We start from the raw sequence: 13,592 nt of genomic DNA, 5'->3' as shown, positions 1-13,592 counted from the left end.
GCTCATCAGCCGGGGTTCTTTTTCGTGCCACCAGCGGCCTTCAGACTGCGACTTCCCCTTCTCCAGATCCGACTCGCCATCAACAGACCACACCCGAGTCTCACTATCCCGCCAGAGAGCTATGCTATCCATGAACGGAGCCGAATGGAGGCAACATGCTCAAGCACATTCACGACAGATCTCTGCTTTTTGGTCAGATTCTGGGGATCATGGTCATTATCACACTGATCTCCATCAGCTTTTTCGGGCTTTACTCGGTCCGGAGCGCAGCCGATCAGATGGGACAGGGGAAGGATGTGGTAGCCGATATTCTGCCGCCGCCTCTCTACCTCATCGAATCCCAGTTGCAGGTCTACACCCTGCTCCATGCCAAACCGGAGGAGCGGGAGGCCCTGCTGCAAACCCTCGCCCGACTGCAGCAAGAGTTCGAGAGCCGTAACCGCTTCTGGCAAGAGAGCAGCCTGAACGAGCCCCTCAGGGAGCTGCTGCTGGGGGAGCAAAAAGTGCAGGGGGAACTGTTCTGGCAGTTGCTCAACGACAAGTTTGTCCCCGCCATCAAGGCGGGGGATCTGGCGCAGGCGGGCGCGATTGCGGCACGCCTGCACACCCTCTATAACGCCCACCGGCTAGGGGTGGACGCCACAGTCATCCGCGGCAACGAATATGCCGCCGAGCAGATGGCCCATCTCGCCAACACCACCCGACTCTGCTACGGACTGCTGTTGTGCGCCGCACTGCTAGGGGCTGGGCTCATCTTCTGGCTGGGACGCCCCACCCAACAGCGGCTGCTGGCCGCAGGCAAAGCCACCGCCGCCATCGCCGAAGGGGAGTTGAACCGCCCCATGCCGGAGCCGGGCCTTGATGCCATCGGCGAGCTGATCCGCCAGATCGGGGCCATGCGTGACCAGCTGGCAACCCTGGTGGAGTCCCTGCAACGCAGCGCCAGTACGCTGGATGATCGCGCCACCAGCCTGACCGCCATGGCACAACGGCACACCGATGACAGTCAGGCTCAGGTCGGGGCGGCCCACCATATCGAACAGGCCATCGAACAGCTCACCCACTCCATTGAACAGGCGGGTAGCCAGCTGCATCAGGTAGGGGAGCAAACCCTGCAGTCAGCAGAGCGGGCACAAGAGGCGACGATCGCCATCCACACCGTGGAACAGGTGATCGGGGAGCAAGTCACGGGAGTGAAGCAGGTCTCCCATACCATTTCGGATCTGGCTGGCCTCTCGCAGCAGATAGCCGGGCTGGCGGGCGCCATTCACGATATTGCGGAGCAGACCAATCTACTGGCGCTGAACGCCGCCATTGAAGCGGCGCGGGCAGGTGAACAGGGACGCGGTTTTGCCGTGGTGGCGGATGAAGTACGCTCGCTGGCGACCCGCACCGGCAGCGCCACCACCGAGATCAACACCATCATCGGCAAGATCCAGGATGTCAGTCTGCGCGCCGCCAGCGAGATGGATACCGAGCTGGCCCGGGTCGAACAGGCGGTCACTCACACGATGACAGCGCGCCAGAGCGTCGCCCGGATCGCGCAGAGCTGCGAGGAGATCAATCAGCGCATCGCTCAGGTCGATCAGTTGATGAGCGATGAGACCCGGCTGATACAAGGGATCCACCATCAGGTCGGCGAGATGTCGCGGTTGGCGGCCGAGGCCAACCAGAGCGCCAGTCACGCCGCCGAAGAGGCGACCATGGTCGCCCAGCACGCCCGCATCCTGACCAGGCAGACTCACCACTTCCATCTCGACACCACCCGCCATTGATCCCCGGCGCTGACGGGAGTCAGCGCCCCCCTTTTTCTCTGCATTGACTAAATGGGTAGCATTGGACTCCACGAGGGAATAGGATCCGCCCCTCTGAAAACCAACTGCAAGGATCAACAGACATGAATCGAAAATGGTCGCTCCCCATCGTGGCAATCGCGGGGGGAGCGTTACTCTGGCTTGGCAACACCTTTGGTATGAAATGGGCTCTGATGGCCCTGATCGGATTCGGCTTCGGCTTCACCCTCTCCTTCAGCCGCTTCGGCATCGTCTTCGGTTGGCGCGAAATGCTGACCAAGCGCAACAGTTACTATGTGCGGGTTCACCTGCTCACCATCGCCATCGAAATTCTGCTGTTCACCACCTTCCTCTCTTTTAGCCACGCCCTGTTTGGCGATGCCATGGTGGGTAACGTGATGGCTATCGGCATTCCCTTCATCGTCGGTGCCTTCCTGTTCGGCATCGGCATGCAGCTGGCAGGCGTCTGTGCCACCGGCACTCTTTACTGCTGCGGCGAGGGGCAACCCCGCTTCTGGCTGGTGCTGATCTGCTACGGCATCGGTACCCTCATCAGCAACCAGTTCCGCCCCGAACTGGAGGCTACCTTCTCCAGCCATGTGGTGCTGGCCCAGGATTTGACCGGCAATATCTGGAACGGCATGCTGCTCAACCTGGCGCTGGTCGCCGCGCTGTTCCTGCTGTTTCGCAACAGCGAACTCAAGCGTACCGGCGAGCTCAAGCCCCTCTTCAGCGGCGGCAATCTGTTCTGGCGCGATGGCCGATTCACCGTGCTGACCGGCGGCATCATCATCGCCATACTCAACTCCACTGTCGTCGCTCTGCACGGCTCGGCCTGGACCATCACCGGCGCCGTCTATGACATGGCGCTGCGCGGCGCCTCCCTGTTTGGCCTGTTCGAGGGCAACCCCAAGCTGGCACAGCCACTCTTTATCAACCCCATGGTCGGCATGTTCTGGCTCGGTATTCTGGGGGCCATGCTGGCGCGCTGTTTGAGCGGTGGCGGCAACTTCGCCCCGATGCGGATCGGCAACAGTCTGGCCTCCATCATCGGCGGCCTGTTGATGGGGATGGGCGCCATGTACGCCGCCTGCAACCTCGGCGGCTTCTTCGATGGCACCGCCTCTGGCAGCCTGCACGGCTGGGTCTGGATGCTGATGGCCCTCGCTGGCAGCCTGATCGGCATTCGCCTGCGCCCGTTGTTCGGGCTCTGAGGCTCGATATCGTAAACACCCCATAAGAAACGGGAGGCCAAGCCTCCCGTTTTTACATTTATCGCTCCCGTCGCTCTGCTTATTGGACAGGCTGGGAGACCCCTTCCAGATGAATTTCCACCCGACGATCCGGTGCCAGACAGGCGATCAGCTCTTGCTTGGAGCGGCTGGCACAGCTGTTGCCAGTGACCGGATTGGCCTTGCCACGCCCCTCGACCCGTACCTTGTCGGCATACAAGCCTTTGGATACCAGATAGCTGGCCACGCTCTGGGCCCGCTTCTCGGATAGCGCCAGGTTGTAGTTGTCGGAACCGATGCGGTCGGTATAACCGATGACAGTTGCGACGCCATCTTTCGGATTGGCCGCCACAATCTGGCTGAACAGGGCATCGAGCGCCTGATTGGCAGCCGGTTTCAGGGTCGCCTTGTTGAACTCGAACAGCACATCGGAACTCAGACTGAAGGTCTTGGGCTCAACCACGGCTACAGGTGCCGGTTCGGCTGCCGGAGCGGGCGCCGGTGCAGCGACCTCGCCACCTTGCTGACCGAAGCGATAGAGCATCCCGAACGAGATCAGGCCGTTATCCATCTCGATACCGGAGCGATCGAGAGAGGCATCTCCCAGAGGCGTGGTGTACTGGTACTCCAGACGGGCGGCCCAGTCACGATCGATGGCATATTCGGCACCCAGCGCACCAACGAAGGCGGCGCCATGCTTTTTGCCGGTCTCGCTGGTATTGGCGAAGCTGATCTCGCTATCCGTCCAGGCATAGGCACCGCCCAGTCGGCCATAAAGATCGAGCACATTCGTTGCCGGGAAGCTGATCTTCATGGTGGCCTGAATCATCTGGCTCTTGGCTTCGGTCTTGAGGGTATTGGCGCCAGTGCCCGAAGTGGTGTCGTATTTGCCAAGCCAGTCATAACCCAGCTCGAAACCCAGGTTGGGGTTGAGCTGGTAACCGGCGAACAGGCCCAGACCCAGATCATCCGTGTTCTCGCTGGTATTACCCAACGTCTGGGCAATCGACTCGGCATACTGGTTGTGGTCAACGCCATAGTAATTGGACCAACCGGCCTTGCCACCGACATACCAGGTATTGTCCTGAGCGGCAGCCTGCACGGCTCCGGCCGCCAGCAAACCACTGACCAATACGGCAAGCATGGATTTATTCATATTTTCGCCTCTGCAATAAGTCGTTATGGGCGCCTGAGTGCGCACTCTTCCCTGTGTGAAGCCGTCAGGCGGCCTCTCCGCTATTCAGGGTATCCCATCCGAACGCAGCCTCAAATGACCAGCAGTTCAGGAGTGTGAAGCGGCCTGCATTATCGCGGTATCGTCGGTCAAAATGGTCTTTGCCAGCATTCTGGCCTGCTCCAGCGCCAGTGGCTGCTGATAGCTGTGAGCCATCACGATCGCCCCCTCCAGCAACAGGCAAAGCTCGGTGGCCTGTGCCAGAGAACAGTTGAGCTGGTTTATCACCCAGCCTAGTAACGCCTGCTTGTGGGCCATCACCAGCTTGCGCACCGGATGGCGCGGGTCTGCAAACTCGGCACTGGCGTTGATAAAGTTGCAGCCATAGAAATCAGAGCGGCCAAACCACTCTGCAAAGCCGTCAAACAGCGCCTGCAGGCGAGCTTCACGTCCGCTCACACCGGCCAGCCGCTGGTCAAGCAAGGCGAAAAACTCCCGGTCACGAGCGAGCAGCACCTCCTCAATCAAGGCATCCTTGGTCGGGAAGTGGCGATAGAGGGTGCGCTTGGTACTCCCCGCCTCGGCCCAGATGCGATCTATGCCGGTGGCATGAAAGCCATGACGGTTGAACAGACGGTAGGCCGTCGCCACCAGTTGTTGACGCTTCTCACTCATGATTTGCCTCTTGAAGTACACCGATCTGTCTACCTAATGTGCCTAATCAGTTCTGGCAAACCAAGAGGAAAGCATGATGACAAAATGGTATGGCCCGTTATGGGCAGGCGTGGGCGCCGCACTCACCATCGGCATATTGGGATGGCTCAATCTGAGCTGGCATGTCGCGCTAGTCATGGCACCTTTCGGGGCCAGCTGTGTGTTGTTGTTTTCCCTGCCAGATAGTCCGCTGGCGCGCCCCAAAAACGTGCTGGGCGGTCACCTGCTGACGGCCTGCGTCGGACTGGTGATCGGCATGCTTCCCCTCCCCGCAGAAGTGCAGATGGCGCTGGCAACCGGGCTGGCCATCGCCCTGATGCAGGGACTGAATATCCTCCACCCTCCAGCGGGCGCCAATCCCTTACTGATCCTGATGACAGGACAAGAGCCAGCCTTCCTGTGGCAAACGGTACTACCCGGAACCCTGCTACTGATGGTGCTGGCTCATGGATTTCAATGGCTAAGACAAAAATGGCCAGTTGCAGCCTAAAAACTGAGGGAGGCCAACGCCTCCCTCTCTCCTCATCGCACCATCAACTGGCCAGGAACAGTCGGTAGGCAGGGGCGTCGTTCACTTCTTTCCAAACGCAACCAAGTTCACGCAGGTAGTCGCTAACTATATCTTCATCCAACAGCTTGAGAGCGGCAGGTGTATGGAAAGTGGTCTGTTTTGTACCAACGGCCAAGCTGGCAACTGTTCATCAATCATGGGGGTGATCTCGGCCCAATAATCTGAGGGCAAGAAACATCGCTCTTCAGGCAACAGGTCATCAGGCAAGGATGACAGCTCGCTAATCAAGGTACGTAGCTGGCAGCAAGTCACGTCCCCCCTTAGGGCAAGCCTTCCCTGCTCAACTTCTCGAACCAGCCAGGAAATTGCCGTTACATGCCGCATCACACATGCCATCTCTAACCATTGAATCCCCCGCTTACCCTTCTTGGCTTCCAGTAAAGCAAAACACATGACACTCGCCTTATGCCGCAAACTAACACCTTTCTTGAGCCATTCACGAGATGCCTTCTGCTCTGTCGGCGATCCGGACTCAAGCAATCTGGCAAGGCAGTAGATAGCCCATGTATGCCCCCTGGTTGCCGCCCGGCGATACCAATACATCGCCAACTTCTCATCCTGACGGTACCCCCGCCCATGCTGGATGTTGAAAGCCAGAGAATACATCGCACTATCTGACCCGAATTGTGCTGCCTGCAGAAAACAGGCGTTTGCCTGCTCCCACTCTCCCGCCAGAGAGTGGATATCGCCCAGGGCACACATAGCGATTACGCTTCCCTGCCGCGCAGCGGCCTCATACCAGTAGCGGCCTTCCATCGGGTGTTCACTGGTGCCCGCCAACATATTCATGGCATCGGCACAGCCTTCGCTCGCCCCCTGTAGCCACAATTGGCGAGCGTGGTTTTTATCGATCTGTTTACGCTCAAATGACGACCCGACCCCGTAATAGAATTCAATCCCGAGATTGCATAGTCTCGCCAATCGCCGCTTTTTAGCTTTATCAGAGCAAGACATGACGTGGATGCCTCGACAGCAATAAGCAACTTTCCTGCGGTAAGTAGTTAAACAGGGCATTGTGTAACACCTTGGGTGCCAGCATTGCTTTAAGTTCCTGATACTGGCTCTCAAAACCCTCTAACGTCATCCCTATGCATTCCTCCTCTGAAGCAATCTTCAGTGAGTAATCAATTCCTTGCAGAGACGCGGCATGGCGCGGCAAATCATTCTGCGCCAACAACCAACCATAACGATGAGACTGCAATAATGTCTGAACCTCATGACATTGATCTGGTTGCAAGTAATCATCCGGTGCCATCCAGCCATACAACCAATTGATAACAGCCACCCCATCAAGCCCAGGAGCATGTAGCTGTGACTGGTGTTCCGGGGGCAGAAACGAGGGGGATAACCAGATAGTAATCCTGGTGCGGTTTGCCACCCATTCCAAAAAGGCGAGAGAGGGAGAAGCTAGGTCAATCACTACAGCAACAGGGGTATTGGCATCTGTATGTGCCAACTCATCCGGGGTGCGATAAAGGATGCCTTCAGGCTCAACACCTATTGGCGGCGACTCGGTAATCAACATCAGCATGGGAGCATTCCGGGTTAATCGGCTGGCAGTTATTGAATAACACACTGACGTCATCCGGTGACGCTTGCCGCAACAACTCTGAGTGACGCAACTCCCGTTTATAACGTTGCACACATCACAGCAACAAAGTTAGCAGGAGAGTTCTATGAGTCATTACTTCACCATCCTCTGCCCACATTGTGGTACGACAACCACAGTTTCCACCTCCGTAGCACGTAATGGTACCAGTGTCGGCCAGTGTCGCAATTGCCGAAAATTGGTGCGCATTCAGGTCGATCATCGTGGTGGAATCGTAAGAGTTAAATGACATCAGACCTAACAACAGCTTGTTCTGGCAACAAACTTGGCTCTGGTTCAGAAAATATCAACGTGTCACTTGAGTCAGACTAAAGCCGGGGGCTAGTATGCCCCCTCTTCAATAGGCTCTGACTCCATTGCCATGTCCGATATCCAGACCCAACGCCATTTCGCTATCCTTAGCTATCTGCCTTACGAACCCCAATCAATTTCTACGACAGAAATCGTACTCAAACTGGAGCGCGATGGCTTTGATGTCACCCTGCGCAAAGTGCAGCGCGACCTAGAGAGCCTGAGCTGCCGTCATAGCATCCTCAGCGATGAGACAGTGCGTCCGTATCGCTGGTCACGCAAACAAGGCAGTAAAGGTTGGCTGGATATGACACCCAGTACAGCCTTGGCACTTTGTATGGCCAAGCAACACCTGCAGGGGCTGTTGCCACGCCAGTTACAAGGTAATCTGGCCGATTTCTTTGCCCAAGCGGAACAGCGGCTCGCCAATTCCCACGAGAAGCTGGCGATGTGGCCCAACTGCATTGCCTCCCATCCGGCAGGTTTTCAGTTATGTCCACCCAAAGTGAATACACTTGTGCTGGAAGGTGTCGAACAGGCGCTGCTGGAAAAGCGGGTTATCGATATCGAATATACCCCCCGCCCGCCAAACGCGGCCAAGCATTATCTGGTTAATCCTCTTGCCTTGGTAACCAAGGGGTCAACCCTCTATCTCATCGCAACGCTGGTAGATAACGGGGAATATCGAAACTTTGCCCTCCATAGAGCAACCCGGATCGAGATCATTGATAAGCCAGTCACCACGCCCCCAGGATTTAGTCTTACCGACTATCTGGCCAAGGGGAACCTGGCCTTCGCCCGCCATCGCAGCATTGAGCTGGCATTGCGAGTTGATTATATCAAGGGGTATCACCTGCAAGAGAGCTGGCTAAGTGAAAACCAGCGCATCGAACCAGACGGCTCATACCATTTCATCATCCATGCCACCGTCAATGACACGGAAGAGTTGCGCTGGTGGCTGATGTCTATTGCCGATATCAGCGAGGTGATATCTCCGCCCGACTTGCGCGACACCATGCTGGCCAGCCTGCGTAAAGGGCTGGCCAATTATTCTGCACACAGCTAGCTGGCCACTGGACGCTGTGACGACCAACTTATCTCATCGGGAAGGTGCATCTGCCCGGAATCCAGGTCAAACGGTACGGCCCAAAGCCGCAAAGGCTGCCTGGCCGCATTCGCCAGCAAGAATGGTCCAATGACCCGGTTCAGCCCACGCCATTTGGGGTAAATAAGGAGCATATCTCCCACCCCTTTCTGATAGGTCTGCCCATAGGCCAGCATTTGATAAAAATCTTGCTGGCCAAGGCCGAACTTGTCTCGACGATTATCCTGCTCGAGCCGTTTCCACTTGGTATCCATAACCCGCAGACTGGCGTGCCCTTCAAGCAGCAAATCCGGCTTGAGCTGGAACATGGCTCCCTCAGCATGACCCAGTTGACCATAGTGGCAAAGATATTCAGCGCTCGATTGAGTTTTCAGGCCAAGACCTGAGGGGAGCTGACGCCTCAGTTGGCGAGCAACATAAGCCTCAAATAGTCGCTCCATGGGATAGAGCAGGCTGAGTCCTCGCCACTGCCCGTGGAGCGCCATAGGCATCTGTCGCTGCAGAATCAATTCGCACCAGGGCTTGATGGCTTGATAACGAGCCATCAAGCGGTCGGTGCGCCAGACTCGCAGATCTCGCTCTATTTCGCGGGATGGCTGCAACTCATGGAGCATGCCTTGTAACTCGTAGGACAACCGCCAGCTATGCGCCACTCTGGTTGCTTTGCAGACCAGATCGAGCGCAAGGCGGATCAATCTGTGCTCTGCGCTCTCTGGTTGGAACAGGTCGTGGCGGATCCGGAATTTATGCTGTCGCCCGGCGGGTTGGCGCAGTTGCCTCGCCATATCCAGTTGCCCACGCAGAAATGGTGCCTCCTCTTCGACCTGCACATAATCAAAGCGCAGCCCGTGCCTGACCAGATGCTCCAGCTCGGAGAGAAATCGCCCCATCACCCACTCGCTCAAGGAACCTTCACCCAGCTCGAGACCGGCCTCTTCTGCCTCGCGCAGAGGAAGATCCATCGCGCTGGCCAGCATCTTCTTGAGCATGCGTCGGCTACGGCTTACCTCGCTCGCCATATTTTCATCCGGCGCCGCATCATGGGTCTTGGGCAGGATCTCGATGATCTGGCCACAGGGTGACTCCAACACACCCACATAGTTGTCGAGACGAAGCCACTGACGCCCATCCAGATGGAGCATGGGCGCCCCCTGCTTGCTAAATTGTCCCGCCAGCTCGCACAACCACATAAACGCCGAGCGGCTAATATGGGCGCGGTCCAGTGAAGGCGTATCCAGCGGCTCACAGGTCAGACGAGCGTATTCACGGACGATGACGTGACCTTTCACTGCGCGCTCCCCACCTCTGCCGATTGCTCAACCTTGCGCCAGTTGTGAGCCGTAATGCCCATATAAGCGCCCGCTTGAAACCAGACTACATCACCTTCCGGTTTAATCTTCCAGCCGGCGGGCAAGTAGCCCAGTTCAGCCTCTTCACCGAATAGCTTCTGCAGATCGAGATCATCATCCTGAGTCACAAAACGGTCACCCTTGGACTTGCGATGGTCATTCAGCACCAGGGCTATCTTTTGCCAATCCTCGAAGAAGTACTCCTGCAGCAAGGGCAGCACCTGTTTTTGGAAAATCCGCCCCAGGTGTTGCAGGTCAGGATCCTTTTGCAGCGGCATAAAGAGGGCGTGTCCCAGACAATAGTCACGGCCCAGCAAGGCAGTAATGCGACGGTTGATGGTCCGCAGCAATTTACCGATCTGGATCCCCTCTACATACAAGTTGTCGAGCAAGTCGGGACGAGGCGGCATCTCTTTAAAGAAGAAGCGGCGACGCAACGCCAAATCTAAGCCAGCCAGCGAGCGATCTGCCGTATTCATGGTACCGATCAGATAGAGGTTGTTGGGCACGCCAAAAGGCTTCTTCGAGTAGGGGAGAACCACTTTAAGCTCCTCTTCGGCCCCCAGGCGCTTGGCAGGCTCCAGCAGAGTAATCAACTCACCAAATATACGGGAAATATTGCCCCGATTGATCTCGTCGATAATCAGCACATAGGGATTTTCGGGATCCGCTTCTGCCCGCTGGCAGATCTGCTTGAACAGGCCATCGACCACCCGGTAGTGCAATACGCCATCCTGGCTCTCCGCCTTGATGCCTTCGATAAAATCTTCGTAGCTGAAACTTTGGTGGAAGGTGACAAACCGGATGCGCTGCTCAGCGACCAATTCACCAAATCGGTCCTGCAATTCATCGCGATCATCGTGATTGTGGTCGGTAAAGTCGCGCTCAATAATATTGAGTGCCTCTGTCACTGTGTTATAGGTTTTGCCGGTCCCTGGAGGACCAAACAGGATCTGATTTATAGCTTGTGTTACACCACTTTTTCCTTGAGGTACAATGTTCACATCATCATCAGGATCTTCACTTTCCTGATAGTCGGATGGCACATATCCTTTGCGACCTGACGGGAAAATAAAATCTGTCGTTTGACACAGCTGGCGAAGAAACGCTGAAACATGTTTCAACGTGCTTTCGTCACTGATAGCATCAACAATTAACTTTCCATTCACTTCTCTCATCTGTTCGAAGCTGGGAATAAAAGATGAACATACGCTTTTATTTACTTTTATCCCAAAGGTGCGACTTTTAAATATAACCCGAACTAAGACTTTTCCTTTTTGGTTTAGACTCGGCTCTTTCACCCCAAATCGGAGAGGGGTCGATGGACTATTAACAGCAAAAGCATCATAGACCGGAAAAATAGCGTCAAAGATATCAATAAAGTCTGAAAATAGTTTCTTGGTAACCTCTGGCCATTGCCGATATAGCTTTTCCAATCTGTTGTTGGTTAAAATATCTTCAACTTTCATATGAATTCTCTGTGTATACAATAGCAACAGGTTCTTACTATGATTATATTATTCCGGCGTATGCTGGAGCGAGTGACCAGACGGCATCCCCTTCCGGTTTAATCTTCCAGCCGGCGGACAAGTTGCCCAGTTCAGCCTCCTCACCGAATAGCTTCTGCAGATCGAGATCATCATCCTGAGTCACAAAACGGTCACCCTTGGACTTGCGATGGTCATTCAGCACCAGGGCTATCTTCTGCCAATCCTCGAAGAAGTACTCCTGCAGCAAGGGCAGCACCTGTTTTTGGAAAATCCGCCCCAGGTGTTGCAAGTCGGGATCCTTTTGCAGCGGCATAAAGAAGGCGTGTCCCAGACAATAGTCACGGCCCAGCAAGGCAGTAATGCGACGGTTGATGGTCCGCAGCAATTTACCGATCTGGATCCCCTCTACATACAAGTTGTCGAGCAAGTCGGGACGGGGCGGCATCTCTTTAAAGAAGAAGCGGCGACGCAACGCCAAATCTAAGCCAGCCAGCGAGCGATCTGCCGTATTCATAGTACCGATCAGATAGAGGTTGTTGGGCACGCCAAAAGGCTTCTTCGAGTAGGGGAGAACCACTTCAAGCTCCTCTTCGGCACCCAGGCGCTTGGACGGCTCCAGCAGAGTAATCAACTCACCAAAAATACGGGAGATATTACCCCGGTTGATCTCGTCGATAATCAACACATAGGGATTTTCTGGATCAGCCTCGGCCAGTTGGCAGATCTGTTTGAACAGACCGTCGACTACTCGATAATGCAACCCCCCCTCTTGGCTCTCCGCCTTGATACCCTCGATAAAATCTTCGTAACTGAAGCTTTGGTGGAAGGTAACAAATTGGATGCGCTGCTCAGCGAGCAGCTCACCAAATCGGCCCTGCAGTTCATCGCGGTCATCAATATGATACTCAACAATCCCTGGCTCAATAATATCGAGCGCTTCTGCTACTGTGTTATAGGTTTTGCCTGTCCCAGGAGGGCCAAATAGTATCTGGTTAATTTCTATTTTATTAATAACCTTGGCACTTAGAATAACAGCCTCAGATGAACTGTTTTTTGCCGGAGAGATACGCCCGTTATGTCCTGTAAAATAAATATCTACAGAATCATTTTTATTGAAACCGGCGCTACTCAAGACATCAATAAGTTTGAGCTTGTTACTATTTCTAAAACAAAATGGACTAATCCAATAGCTGTTGTTATCAGTGTGTCTTAAAACAGCTTGATAGCTAATATCACCAATAGACAAATTAATATCATTTGGGCTGTTCAACTTGAAACCCAGTACTTCATTATCAAGCGTCTTGATAGCAATTTCCATTGAGGTCGGGCTAGGCATGGTGACTTTTCCTGTAACCGCAACCACATTCTTACTAATTTCAGAGAATGAAGAGAACCACACCTCGTTTAGCGCTGTTAACTCAGACGCTGCGGCCATATCTAGATTGGCATAATACCAATCTTTTTTTTCATTGTGAGGCTTACAGAAACCTGACGCATCAGCTACCTGCATGAACGTTTTTTGTTCATCGGCTATTCGCTGCCGCGTTGAATACGCAGCTTCGAGGCGGGAGCTCACGACTCTAAATCCTCCATAGCTGTTAATCGCTTTTAAATTAAATTGTTCAGCAAAATACAACGTCGGCTTATCACTATATGAATAGGCAACAAGGCCTTTTGAGGCTATGAATGAAAAGTATGGCGAAAACACATTATTTATAATTTCAACAACACGACTGTCGATTGCTCTTAATGCAATCCACGTGTGATCTCCAACATGCTCGTACGGAATGTTGTGCTCAATGAGTTTGTTTTTTAGCAATTCTTCTGCATTAACTAACATGGTTAATAAACTCTTTGTTAAATAAATGGGATATGTGCTCGTCATAGCATCAGATTGCTTATGTGAACATGAAAGTCATAAACCGATTCTTCATTAAAAAATAACATGCCATATACAATCTTCGTATTTCTATCATTAAGATATGTGTACACAAAGCAATACCCATGTTCTTTTTTAATGTAGAAGAAAAGATCATCTTTAGAGAATTCTCTACCTGATATCGAGTCAATAAATACTGCCGTTTTATTTTCATCTGCATTTTTAATCGTGTAGAATTTATTGAAATAATAGTTTCCTTCATGATTATGATATGTATGGAATTAATAGATCATTAGACTATTTATTTTTATGTATATGAAATAATCTATATTAATGCCCTCTCCCCCCCCTCTGCTCAACATTACGATAACTGGCCTTGGATGCT

11 protein-coding genes are annotated in these 13,592 nt (G+C 53.8%); 4 read left to right on the top strand and 7 right to left on the bottom strand.

What is annotated here, in order from left to right; all coding sequences use genetic code 11:
* The first annotated feature begins 155 nt into the window (after positions 1-155).
* On the top strand, positions 156-1,775 hold the full coding sequence (locus AB5Z05_RS19860; RefSeq protein WP_368152857.1) for a methyl-accepting chemotaxis protein: 1,620 nt from the start codon (positions 156-158) through the stop codon (positions 1,773-1,775).
* 122 nt (positions 1,776-1,897) lie between these two features.
* The gene (locus AB5Z05_RS19855; RefSeq protein ID WP_368152856.1) at positions 1,898-3,007 is read left to right on the top strand and encodes a YeeE/YedE thiosulfate transporter family protein; all 1,110 of its coding nucleotides are present in this window, start codon (positions 1,898-1,900) and stop codon (positions 3,005-3,007) included.
* Between the two features lie 79 nt (positions 3,008-3,086).
* On the opposite strand, the gene ompA is transcribed toward AB5Z05_RS19855, so the two are convergent.
* Together ompA and AB5Z05_RS19845 are read right to left on the bottom strand one after the other, a co-directional pair.
* The gene (ompA, locus tag AB5Z05_RS19850) at positions 3,087-4,181 is read right to left on the bottom strand and encodes a porin OmpA (protein ID WP_144715800.1); all 1,095 of its coding nucleotides are present in this window, start codon (positions 4,179-4,181) and stop codon (positions 3,087-3,089) included.
* A 126-nt stretch (positions 4,182-4,307) separates the two neighbouring features.
* Positions 4,308-4,874, bottom strand: a complete 567-nt coding sequence (locus AB5Z05_RS19845) for a TetR/AcrR family transcriptional regulator (protein ID WP_040067639.1) — start codon at positions 4,872-4,874, stop codon at positions 4,308-4,310.
* A gap of 76 nt (positions 4,875-4,950) precedes the next feature.
* Here AB5Z05_RS19845 and AB5Z05_RS19840 point away from each other — a divergent pair, with 76 nt between their 5' ends.
* A complete protein-coding gene (locus AB5Z05_RS19840) occupies positions 4,951-5,403 on the top strand; it encodes an HPP family protein (RefSeq protein ID WP_149153812.1) in 453 nt (150 codons plus the stop codon).
* Positions 5,404-5,529: 126 nt separating this feature from the next.
* On the opposite strand, the gene AB5Z05_RS19835 is transcribed toward AB5Z05_RS19840, so the two are convergent.
* Positions 5,530-6,438: a tetratricopeptide repeat protein gene (locus AB5Z05_RS19835; protein ID WP_160882412.1), complete on the bottom strand. Its 909-nt coding sequence runs from the start codon at positions 6,436-6,438 to the stop codon at positions 5,530-5,532.
* On the bottom strand, positions 6,425-7,015 hold the full coding sequence (locus AB5Z05_RS19830; RefSeq protein WP_160882413.1) for a hypothetical protein: 591 nt from the start codon (positions 7,013-7,015) through the stop codon (positions 6,425-6,427). Before AB5Z05_RS19830 ends, AB5Z05_RS19835 begins: the two co-directional genes overlap by 14 nt.
* Positions 7,016-7,454: 439 nt before the next feature.
* Here AB5Z05_RS19830 and AB5Z05_RS19825 point away from each other — a divergent pair, with 439 nt between their 5' ends.
* A complete protein-coding gene (locus tag AB5Z05_RS19825) occupies positions 7,455-8,450 on the top strand; it encodes a WYL domain-containing protein (protein WP_323887919.1) in 996 nt (331 codons plus the stop codon).
* On the opposite strand, the gene AB5Z05_RS19820 is transcribed toward AB5Z05_RS19825, so the two are convergent.
* Genes AB5Z05_RS19820 through AB5Z05_RS19810 form a run of 3 tightly spaced genes read right to left on the bottom strand, consistent with a single transcriptional unit; the run spans position 8,447 to position 13,168 of the window.
* On the bottom strand, positions 8,447-9,778 hold the full coding sequence (locus AB5Z05_RS19820) for an McrC family protein (RefSeq protein ID WP_368152855.1): 1,332 nt from the start codon (positions 9,776-9,778) through the stop codon (positions 8,447-8,449). The two genes, AB5Z05_RS19825 and AB5Z05_RS19820, sit on opposite strands and share 4 nt — an antisense overlap.
* On the bottom strand, positions 9,775-11,307 hold the full coding sequence (locus tag AB5Z05_RS19815) for an McrB family protein (RefSeq protein WP_368152854.1): 1,533 nt from the start codon (positions 11,305-11,307) through the stop codon (positions 9,775-9,777). Before AB5Z05_RS19815 ends, AB5Z05_RS19820 begins: the two co-directional genes overlap by 4 nt.
* Positions 11,308-11,350: 43 nt before the next feature.
* Positions 11,351-13,168 (bottom strand): McrB family protein, encoded by a 1,818-nt coding sequence (locus AB5Z05_RS19810; RefSeq protein ID WP_368152853.1) that lies wholly within the window; start codon positions 13,166-13,168, stop codon positions 11,351-11,353.
* Positions 13,169-13,592 lie beyond the last annotated feature (424 nt).

The organism is Aeromonas sp. R2-4 (assembly GCF_040908365.1).
Classification (GTDB): Bacteria; Pseudomonadota; Gammaproteobacteria; order Enterobacterales; family Aeromonadaceae; genus Aeromonas; species Aeromonas veronii.
The sequence above is the reverse complement of the archived record's forward strand: the minus strand, read 5'-3'. Positions and strand labels throughout refer to the sequence as shown.